This is a genomic window from Vibrio makurazakiensis (genome assembly GCF_050337375.1).
Taxonomy (GTDB): Bacteria; Pseudomonadota; Gammaproteobacteria; order Enterobacterales; family Vibrionaceae; genus Vibrio; species Vibrio makurazakiensis.
Genome location: NZ_JAKJSW010000152.1, coordinates 1 through 10,502 on the forward strand (window position 1 = coordinate 1; position 10,502 = coordinate 10,502).

Below are 10,502 nucleotides of genomic sequence, written 5' to 3' on the forward strand. Positions count from 1 at the left end.
GTTGCGATAACTTCCATATATGTCTTTAAATTAAATAAGGCTGTGTAAGTGTTAAGGGATCTATGAGTTCATTTACGTGGGACAAGAATTTTGAAACCGGCATTGAAGATGTTGATGAACAGCACCAATACCTAGTCGGATTTATCAATCAATATGGAAAATTGCTGTCTGAAAATACGATGTCAATTGACGATATTAGGATCGCTTTGCTCGATTTAACCCGCTACGCGGAATTTCATTTTAAAGAAGAAGAATCTTTAATGAGAGAACGTGGCGTGTTTGAGCAACATGTAGATGAGCATATCAAGGTTCATCGTGTTTTCATGCAAGACATCTACAGCATGCAAGCGTTCATTTTGGAAGAAGATCAGTCTTCAGCTAAACAATTATTAGACTTTTTAATCCACTGGCTTGCTTATCATATTCTTGGTATTGATCAGAACATGGCAAGGCAGGTGGCTGCGATTGAAAAGGGTTCGTCGCCGAAACAGGCATTTGAGACTGAAGAAAAGCAACAAGACTCGTCAACCGTTCCATTGCTCGCTGCGCTGAAAGGGCTGTTTGAGCAGGTTTCTGAACGTAATAAACAATTACTTCGCTTTAACCAACTACTTGAAGACAGAGTGGAAGAACGTACTGCGGAACTCAAACGGGCTAACAGGCAGTTAGAAGACTTATCGTTAACTGATGCGCTCACTAAACTTCCCAATCGACGTTGTGCTTTAAAGCGCTTGGCGGTTCATTGGCAAGACGCAAAGGAATTAGGAACGCCTTTAGTCTGTATCATGATAGATGCGGATCACTTCAAACGAATTAATGACACTTGTGGTCACGATGCGGGTGACTTGGTTTTGCAAACCCTAGCCAGAGAATTGAAAAACGCATTTCGCAGTGATGACATTGTGTGTCGCTTAGGTGGTGATGAGTTTTTGGTGATTTGCCCAGAAACAGACCTAAAAGGCGGTATGTACGCTGCAGAAATGACTCGCCAAAAGGTTTCAGAACTTCAAATTGAAACTGGAAATCAATTGTGGATTGGCAGCATTAGCGTAGGCGTTTCGGAAATGACCCCGAAATTTTCGTCGTTTAACGAGCTAATAAAATCGGCCGACCAATCTGTTTACCTGGCAAAAGATTCTGGAAAAAACTGCGTCCGTTCTATTCAAATTTAACGGATAGTTCACACCTAATTTAAGATGCAGCACTGATATATGTACTGCATCTTTCCAATATCCTTCATATCTCATTAACTTTGGCGTGTTTTTAGCCAATAACTTGTTCTTTTCGCGATTCAATTTGGCATTAGTAGCGTGTTTGATTACTATGTGTAGCTATCTAAAAAACTAATCATCCGATACGGACACTACCAACTGGTAGATGAGGAAATGATGCAACATCTAGAAGAGATCATTGCTAATGCAACGACTGCTATTGATACAGCAGATTCGTTAGTCGCACTTGATGAAGTGCGAGTTCAGTATTTAGGTAAGAAGGGTGAACTAACTTCACAACTTCAAAGCCTAGGTAAACTTCCACCTGAAGAGCGTCGTACTGCTGGTCAAGAGATCAACAAAGCGAAAGGTGCTGTTCAACAAGCGATCGCAGCTCGCAAAGACGCACTACAACGTGCAGAGCTTGAAGCGAAACTGGCTGAAGAAACTATCGATGTGAGCCTACCAGGTCGTCGCATTGAGAACGGTGGTCTTCACCCTGTTACTCGCACTGTTGAGCGTATCGAACAGTTCTTTGGTGAGCTTGGTTTTAACACTGAGTCTGGCCCTGAGATCGAAGATGCATTCCACAATTTTGATGCACTAAACATCGCAGACGATCACCCAGCTCGTACTGATCACGATACTTTCTTCTTCAACCCTGATCTAATGCTACGTACGCACACTTCTGGTGTTCAAATCCGTACGATGGAAAATGGCAAACCGCCTTTCCGCTTCATTGCTCCGGGTCGTGTTTACCGTAACGATTACGATCAAACTCACACGCCAATGTTCCACCAAGTGGAAGGTATGTTAGTTGATGAGAACGTAAACTTCGCACAACTTAAAGGCATTCTTAACGATTTCCTTTGTAACTTCTTTGAAGAAGAAGTTGAAGTGCGTTTCCGTCCTTCATTCTTCCCGTTCACAGAGCCTTCAGCTGAAGTTGACGTGAAACGTAAAGATGGCAAATGGCTAGAAGTTCTAGGCTGTGGCATGGTTCACCCTAACGTACTTCGCTCTGTTGGCATCGACCCTGAGAAATACTCTGGTTTTGCATTCGGTATGGGTGTAGAGCGTCTAACGATGCTTCGTTACGGCGTAAATGACCTTCGTGCGTTCTTCGAGAACGACCTTCGTTTCCTTAAACAATTCAAGTAATCCGGGGCAGTCAAAACTATGAAATTCAGTGAATCTTGGCTACGCGAGTGGGTTAAACCTGCAATTAACAGCGAAGAGCTAGCTCACCAAATCACTATGGCTGGTTTGGAAGTTGACGATGTAGAACCTGTTGCTGGTGAATTCACCGGCGTTAAAGTAGGTAAAGTGGTTGAGTGCGGTCAGCACCCAGACGCAGACAAACTACAAGTAACAAAAATTGATATCGGCGAAGAAGAGCTTTTAGACATCGTATGTGGTGCATCTAACTGTCGTCTTGGCCTAACTGTAGCAGTAGCAACAGTTGGCGCAGTACTGCCTGGTAACTTCAAAATCAAGAAAGCAAAACTACGTGGCGTTCCATCGCACGGCATGCTTTGTTCTTTCTCTGAGCTAGGTATCGACGTAGAGTCTGACGGCATCCTTGAGCTGCCAGAAGGCACAACGCTAGGTATGGACGTACGTGAGCTTCTTGAGCTTAACGACGTAACTATCGACGTAGACCTAACAGCAAACCGCGCAGACTGCTTCAGCATCCGTGGCCTTGCTCGTGAAGTTGGCGTACTAAACCGCGCAGACGTTACAGAGCCAACAGTTGAAGCTGTTGCAACAAGCATTGAAGACACAGTATCTGTTGAAATCAAAGCAACTGATGCATGTCCACGTTACCTTGGCCGTGTGGTTAAGAACGTAAACGTGAAAGCGGAATCTCCAATCTGGATGCAAGAAAAACTGCGCCGTTGTGGTATCCGTTCAATCGACCCTGTTGTAGACATCACAAACTACGTGATGCTAGAGCAAGGCCAACCAATGCACGCATTTGATCTAGCTAAGATCGAAGGCGGTATCGTGGTTCGTCTAGCAGAACAGGGCGAAAAGCTAACACTTCTAGATGGCAACGAAGCTGAACTAAACAGCAAAACTCTTGTTATCGCAGACCAAAACAAAGCACTAGCAATCGCTGGTATCTTTGGCGGTCAAGATTCAGGTGTTACAACTGAAACGACAGACGTACTTCTTGAAGCTGCATTCTTCGCACCGGATCACATCCGTGGTCGCGCACGTGCTTACGGCCTTCACACTGATTCTTCTCTACGTTTCGAACGTGGTGTGGATTCAACTCTACAAGCAGCAGCAATGGAGCGTGCAACACAGCTTCTAGTTGAAATCTGCGGTGGTGAAGTTGCGCCAGTAAACGGCAGCGAATCTGAAGCTGATCTACCAAAAGCAAACGTAGTTGCACTGCGTCGCGCTAAGCTAGACAGCCTACTAGGTCACGAAATTCCATCTACAGACGTAGTGGAAATTCTTACTCGCCTAGGCTGTGAAGTAGAGACGACAGAAGCTGGTTGGACGGCAACGTCTCCATCTTGGCGTTTCGATATCGCAATCGAGCAAGACCTAATTGAAGAAGTAGGTCGTATCTACGGTTACGATAACATTCCAAACCAAGCGCCTAAAGCGGCACTTAAAATGAATGACCACAAAGAAGCTAACCAACCGCTTAAGCGCGTTCGTGATCTTCTTGTAGACCGTGGCTACCACGAAGCAATCACATACAGCTTCGTAGAACCAGAACAGCAAAAGCTTGTTGTACCTGGTGTTGAGCCGCTAATCCTGCCATTCCCAATCTCTGCGGACATGTCAGCAATGCGTCTTGGCCTAATTCAAGGTCTTCTAAACACAGTTGTTCACAACCAGAAGCGTCAACAGTCTCGCGTTCGTCTATTCGAATCAGGCCTACGTTTCATCCCTGAAGCAACTGCTGAAAACGGTATGCGCCAAGAAATGATGCTTGCGGGCGTTATCTCTGGTACTCGTGGCGAAGAGCACTGGGACATTGCAACTAACACTGTAGATTTCTTCGATCTTAAAGGTGACCTAGAAGCAGTTCTTGAGCTTTCTGCAAACGAAATCGTATACAGCTTCAAAGCAGCTAAGCACCCAGCACTTCACCCAGGTCAAACTGCGGCTATCGTAGTAGACGGCAAAGAAGTGGGTATCATTGGTACTGTTCACCCAGAACTAGAGCGTAAGTTTGGTCTTAACGGCCGTACTATCGTATTCGAAATCGAATGGGCAGCTATCAACACTCGCGTGCTTCCAGAAGCAGTAGCAGTATCTAAGTTCCCTGCAAACCGTCGTGATATCGCAGTAGTTGTTGACGAAGCAGTAGCTTCTGGCGACATTGTAGAAGCGTGTATCGCAGCTGGTGGCGAATTCCTAACAGGCGCTAAACTGTTCGACGTATACGTTGGTCAAGGCGTTGAAGAAGGTAAGAAGAGCCTAGCAATCGCACTTAGCCTACAGTCTGTAGAACGCACACTAGAAGATGCAGACATCGCTGGTTCAGTAGATGCTATCGTAGCTGCAATCTCAGAGAAATTCGGCGCAGCACTYCGCGACTAATCTCTTCTGATAGATAGAAAACCAAAGGCCTCGCATTGYGAGGCCTTTTTTGTTTTTAGGTAAAATGGCGCTAATTCATTATTGGACAAAAGCTTCCTAGAACAGTTAAGACTCTCTTACACGAGCCTGTCTAGGGTATTATACGGTAAAAATTTGCACTCGATAGTGTCTGTTTCTGTCACAAACTAACAACCCGATTTCTGGGTAAGTAGGTAGAGTAAGTGCGTAAAAACGGCTCTGAAGTATTACGAGTGCGTCAGATGAGCATTTTGAGGTGCTAAATTGGTTATTTACCATAATGGACATATCACGCATCGAAAGTGCAGGAAGAAGTGCGCTTTCATAACTAATTGTATTGATAGTACAATACGGAAAAATTGAATTGGTATTTTTTTATGGTTAAACGATTTGAGTCTCTTGATGCTTTTCGAGGGCTGTGTGCTATCTCTGTGGTTGTGTTTCACATGCACCTTGTGGGGAGCATAACAGAACTAAGCTTTTTTAGAGGCAGCGCTATCTTTGTTGAGTTCTTTTTTGTCCTAAGTGGTTTCGTTTTAGCTCATGGATATGGGTTTCGTAATGACCTGATGTTTAGACCATTTATAAAAGCTCGCTTCTTTAGGTTGTTCCCGTTACATATTGTTATGCTTGGTGTGATGATAATTTTAGAGTTTGGGAAATTATTTGCGTATAAGTTTGCTGGTTTTTCATTTAATAATGAACCATTTACGGGGTCCGGAGCGGTAAGTGAAATTATTCCGAATTTGTTGCTTATACAGTCTTGGACAACTTTTACAAACCCTCTAACGTTTAACTATCCATCTTGGAGTATCAGTGTTGAGTTCTATATGTACATTTTACTGTTTATTTCAATATTCCTTTTTAAAGGAAGAAAAGCTTTAGGTTGGGCTCTTGTATCATTGATTATGTTATATGGTATTTTTGTTGATAGTGATTCCTTAACTAAAGAAGTTTTCAGAGGGTTGTCTTGCTTCTTTGGTGGTGCTTTTATGTATACTTTTTATAGGAAAATAGAACATCTTAAATTAAGTTTTACCTTCGCATCTATAATCGAAATCTTATCAATATTCTTGGTTGTATATGTTGTTTCTTCTGACTTTGAAAATAGAACCATATTTGCAATCGCTTTGTTTTTTATAGTAGTAACTGTTTTTGCTTTTGATTATGGTGTTATTTCTTATCTTTTAAAGAAGAAGCCATTTCAAATTGCAGGAAAGTTGTCATATTCAATTTATATGATTCATGCTGCATTTCTTTTTTGTTTAACTTCATCTGTAATGGTTCTTCAGAAAGTCACAGGGATAGAAATGACTCCAATGGTAGACGGTACGAGGTTTTTAACAGTTGGTGATGCTTGGCTGAATAATATTTTAGCCGTTTTTATAGTTGGTCTTGTTCTGTTGGTATCAACGCTTACATATAACTTTATTGAGTTAAAGGGTCAGCAGCTAGGTAAACGCCTTTAACATAAACCTTGTTGTACGCACCAAAGGTCTAGAGGCTGACCATTCAGCGCCTTTCTTGTTTGTCCTGTCACACAATTGGACAGAAATGAGTTGATTAAGCCGCCACCATAGAAAAGTTAATTATCTAAATCACCATTGACCCGTCAGCAACTTCACACTTTATAGCGCCCATATTGGTTGAGAGGGGCGCTTTCTGTGTTCCCTCCAAAGTAAGTAGAGAGACACTATGGAACGTTTGATTCTAAACATCACACTCTTGGTATTCATGGCACTTGGTAGCATGAGTACCATGGCTCATGATTCAACAGTTAAGTACGGGATTGCGATATATCACGATGGTGAGCAAATTGCGTATGGAAAAAGTGGGTGTGGGGAGACTGCGCTGTCCTTCATTCACGGTTGGAGCTTAGATAGTAGGCTTGGTTAAAAATCGAATAGCATGTCGGAAAAGATCTTTCTCGATTCTGGACTATTGTCACGATGTGTCACGTATTCGACATGGTCGTTTGTGCTCGCTGATGGTGACAGTTTTACGCTCCATAGTGCATTGAATTGATTTGGTACTATTGAATATCGAACATCTATAATATGTAGCTTATCGTCGGGGGATCTCGCGAGAAATCCGTTTGAAAACTGTCTGAAACGTTCAATGTCTTTACCTTGTTGAGAATTAAGGTCGAGCCACGGAAAATCTCGGCTTAGGTTTAGTTTTTCGATGGTCTCACCGCGATATGTTTTTATTGAACGAGCCGCTCGAATGGCATCAACATGGTAGTCCTCCTCCGTTTCGTAAATGACCTTCCAAACCAAAATATTCGCGAAAGTCGGCTTGGCTTCTAATCGAATCGGTACGTGTTGGCGTTCTTTAGCAAGTTGCCATCCTACCGCCTCAGCCCTATCTCTTTGAAGCATACCGAGCGTGGGATAAGTTAACGCCCAAACAACGGCAATACGTGCAAGCCAAGCGTTTCGTTTTAGTATTGAGAATACGAGTAATATCAATATGGGAAGAGTGAACACAGGATCAATCACAGACACAGCATTCCAGGCGTAACGTTCGTTAGTTAAAGGCCAAAACAGCTGAGTACCATAAGAGGTACAAGCATCTAACAATGCGTGAGTGCTATAACCGAGTGCGCAATAAAGCCAGCTTTGCTGAAATGATAGTTGGAGTTTTTTGCCGAGTGGTAGGTATAAAAGCAGAGCACATAGGAAACTGCCAAAAGGGATAAAAAAGAGTGAATGGGTAAACTGTCGATGGAACTCCAAAAAGAGCAAAGGATCGTTTTCAGAACGGATCAATACATCTAAATCTGGCGCCATTCCTGCGACTAGCCCGAAAAAACCAGCGACGAGTAAGTGCTGTTTTTTGCTCACAGATAGAGAGAGGGAGGCGCCCAGTACACCTTGCGTTAGTGGGTCCATCATTAACTCATTGATTATGTATTAATTAATAGTAGATGATTCGCTGAGCTTCTCCACTCCAAATGCCAGTAATGCTAGTGAACGCCGCACATTATCACCGGCTTTAGTCACTCAATTTCTCCTACCTTCAGCCAATGATAGTGATAGAATCCCCGCATTAGAACTATCGAGAAACTAGGTATTTATAAACAATGTTTATCCATCATGTTAACGGCATCGACTGGCTGGTGATTACCGCCTTTGAAGAACTGAAACCGATGTTTATCGAAGATGCTGGTCCAATTCCATCTTACTTCTCTAGCAGCAGTGAATTGAGCCTGATTGATCAAGCTAAACGCAGCTATGGGTATTTACCTACACTTCGCGGTGTAATCACCGATACCGGCACGTATCAAAGCAAAGATCTTGAAGAAGATTTGAACCCGCAGCTTGCGTGTATCGTTGAGGGGAGAGGACGTGTGTTTATCTATCACGGCGACTATGTGGCTTTTGTGGATGACGAGCAAACCTTTATTACCCGAATGGACTGAAAATTATTCAGTAAGTTGAAATAGGCGAATTGGTATCCCAAGTCGTTCATCTGCAAGCATTTCGTTTATTAAAGGGTGTGACAAAACCAAGTGGTTGAATACGTTAATACCACTGGTTTAGGTATCTCATGAACTGATTGGCTTTAAGCAAAATACAAGTCAGTACAATTGAAAATTAATTGTACTGACTAATGACGATAAGAAATAGAACCTAGATTGATAACCCACCAGATCCCGCAGTAGCAATCCCTACCCACATTTGTGATTTCGCTAAGATTCTTAATTCATCACCATGAATTGATTTAAACGTTTCATGCGCTACTTGGCTATTTTCAGCTTCTATAATGTCACCTATGAGCTCAAACCCTTGCTCAATGAGTTGTTCATTTTCCGTTGTAAATGAAGGGCTATTTACATCTAAATGTATTGAGATTTTATCTTTTTTATAAAATTGAAATTCAGCCATACTCACACCCTAATTGGTCATTAAACGATCAAGATCATGGTAATTAATGAGATAGCTAACATCAATTAATTCCTTATATAAAACTGTGTCCAGATGTTTAGAGCTTCTCGTCTATTTGGCAGAGCATGGAATGAGGGGGAAGGCCAGGGTATATCGGTCTAAGTAGGATAGAACGTAAGGAGAGTTCAGTATTTCTAATCTGCTTCGGGCAAGCCTGACTCGTTCAACAACATTCCCTTCTTTTCTCAATCAAAGTACACCTCTGTTCAGCTAGGTATATACTTCAAAATAGGGTCCAGCACCTAACTAGTACGGCTTAGCTCGTAATTAAGCATTCTCTACCTTGGTTACACACTTAGAAATTACGTTACGAAGCGTTTTGGATAATAGAGTAAGAGGAATAGGTATGATCTTTATAGAAAAGGGAAACGCCAGTCTCCATGTGACAAACAATCAGTGTCAGGTTTCGTGCTTTTAATATGATATATAGGTGCGTGCGCGCGTTTAATCATGGTGTATTAAAGTCAATGATGCAGCTGATGGTTTTGTTATTGTCTGCTGTTAGCTTCGGCTCAAAAAGTGAAGTGATCAACATCTATACTGAGCACTTTCCTCCTTACAACTTCCAGCATGAAGGCGAAATGGCTGGTGTCTCGGTAGAGATCATACGTGAAGTCATGGATTCGACAGGTTTTGATTACCAAATCATGTTCAACCCTTGGATCAGGACTATGACTGAAGCCCGAAGAGATCCAAATGGTTTGATATTTTCAATAGCCAGACGCTCATTCAGAGAGGAACAGTTTTTGTGGGTATCAAAACTCGTCCCTGCAACTCAGTCAGTGTTTGCCTTAAGTGAAAGAGATGACATTGTCTTAGAAACAATCAGTGATATCTCTAAGTACAGCGTGACAACTGAGATAGATGACTCCAGAGAGATCTTGCTCAAAGAACAAGGTATCGACATTAATCAATTTATCAGGCTCTCTGGGCCCAATGCGCGGTTCATACAATATGAATTATTGAAAAAAGGCAGAGCTGAACTCTGGCCCATTCCCGATGCTGTAGCGTTTTATGTGGTAAAAGAACTCGGTGAGCCTTCTTCTAGCATTGCGAAAAAATTAGAACTCGATGGCGACGGTGATTATTACTTAGCTGCCAACCTCAATTTCCCTGAAGATAAGTTAACAGTGATAAAGGAATTATTGGATTCTTATAAGCGAACAGAACAATACAAAGAACTATTGACCGAATGGGGACTAAAGCAAAACTAACTGAAGAAGGCTTATACGCTGGGATGACTAGGTTAATGAAAGCAGTTAAGTAGAGGATTTGTAGTCGTTCGATAGATAAAACTAAGGCCTCGCGTTTACGAGGCCTTTTGATCTTTGTGGGAGTGACAATAAACCGATTTCTAACAAATTGTGAGACAGAAGCCTTCTAGCCCACACGAATTAGAGTCGTTGTTATCATTACCAGATATCTTCGATTAAAGAGTCTTTGAGTTGCGCTGCTGCGGCAATGTTCTCTGTAGACATGTATTGCTTCACGTCTACTATCTCTTTGTCTGCATCAGGTTTTCCGTATTCCTGCGCAACTTCAAACCATGCTAGCGCTTTAACAAAATCGCTCAATGTACCGTGACCGTTACGGTAAGCATAACCTACTGCATATTGGCTATAAGCGTTGCCCTGCATTGCGGCATTCGTGTAATACTCTAACGCTTTTTTGGTATCTGTGGTTTTGAAATTACACGGTTTGTTATACTCAGAATAAGAGTAAATATCCCCCATCTTTGCATAGGAAAGGGTATGTT

General features: G+C 42.3%; 10 protein-coding genes. 7 read left to right on the forward strand and 3 right to left on the reverse strand.

What is annotated here, in order from left to right:
• Window positions 1-62 precede the first annotated feature (62 nt).
• The 5 genes from L4C33_RS15550 (at window position 63) to L4C33_RS15570 (ending at window position 6,692) form a co-directional block, all read left to right on the forward strand.
• Window positions 63-1,172, forward strand: coding sequence for a GGDEF domain-containing protein (locus tag L4C33_RS15550; protein WP_428813331.1), 1,110 nt, complete (start codon window positions 63-65; stop codon window positions 1,170-1,172).
• Between the two features lie 216 nt (window positions 1,173-1,388).
• Window positions 1,389-2,372, forward strand: a complete 984-nt coding sequence (pheS, locus tag L4C33_RS15555) for a phenylalanine--tRNA ligase subunit alpha (RefSeq protein WP_428777475.1) — start codon at window positions 1,389-1,391, stop codon at window positions 2,370-2,372.
• An 18-nt stretch (window positions 2,373-2,390) separates the two neighbouring features.
• Window positions 2,391-4,778, forward strand: coding sequence for a phenylalanine--tRNA ligase subunit beta (pheT, locus tag L4C33_RS15560; protein WP_428813332.1), 2,388 nt, complete (start codon window positions 2,391-2,393; stop codon window positions 4,776-4,778).
• Between the two features lie 395 nt (window positions 4,779-5,173).
• Window positions 5,174-6,265: an acyltransferase family protein gene (locus L4C33_RS15565; protein ID WP_428813333.1), complete on the forward strand. Its 1,092-nt coding sequence runs from the start codon at window positions 5,174-5,176 to the stop codon at window positions 6,263-6,265.
• Window positions 6,266-6,491: 226 nt separating this feature from the next.
• Window positions 6,492-6,692 carry a hypothetical protein gene (locus L4C33_RS15570; protein ID WP_428813334.1) on the forward strand — a complete coding sequence of 67 codons (201 nt, stop codon included), beginning with the start codon at window positions 6,492-6,494 and terminating at the stop codon, window positions 6,690-6,692.
• Here L4C33_RS15570 and L4C33_RS15575 read toward each other — a convergent pair.
• The gene (locus L4C33_RS15575; RefSeq protein WP_428813339.1) at window positions 6,689-7,690 is read right to left on the reverse strand and encodes a metal-dependent hydrolase; all 1,002 of its coding nucleotides are present in this window, start codon (window positions 7,688-7,690) and stop codon (window positions 6,689-6,691) included. The two genes, L4C33_RS15570 and L4C33_RS15575, sit on opposite strands and share 4 nt — an antisense overlap.
• Window positions 7,691-7,881: 191 nt before the next feature.
• On the opposite strand from L4C33_RS15575, the gene L4C33_RS15580 reads away from it, so the two are divergent.
• Window positions 7,882-8,220 carry a cytosolic protein gene (locus L4C33_RS15580; protein WP_428813335.1) on the forward strand — a complete coding sequence of 113 codons (339 nt, stop codon included), beginning with the start codon at window positions 7,882-7,884 and terminating at the stop codon, window positions 8,218-8,220.
• Between the two features lie 211 nt (window positions 8,221-8,431).
• Here the strand turns inward: L4C33_RS15580 and L4C33_RS15585 are convergent, their stop codons facing one another.
• Window positions 8,432-8,686 (reverse strand): hypothetical protein, encoded by a 255-nt coding sequence (locus L4C33_RS15585; RefSeq protein ID WP_428813336.1) that lies wholly within the window; start codon window positions 8,684-8,686, stop codon window positions 8,432-8,434.
• 527 nt (window positions 8,687-9,213) lie between these two features.
• Between L4C33_RS15585 and L4C33_RS15590 the strand changes: the two genes are divergently transcribed.
• The gene (locus L4C33_RS15590) at window positions 9,214-9,960 is read left to right on the forward strand and encodes a substrate-binding periplasmic protein (RefSeq protein ID WP_428813337.1); all 747 of its coding nucleotides are present in this window, start codon (window positions 9,214-9,216) and stop codon (window positions 9,958-9,960) included.
• A 198-nt stretch (window positions 9,961-10,158) separates the two neighbouring features.
• On the opposite strand, the gene L4C33_RS15595 is transcribed toward L4C33_RS15590, so the two are convergent.
• Window positions 10,159-10,502: tetratricopeptide repeat protein (locus L4C33_RS15595; protein ID WP_428813338.1), on the reverse strand; the 344-nt coding region annotated here is incomplete at its 5' end.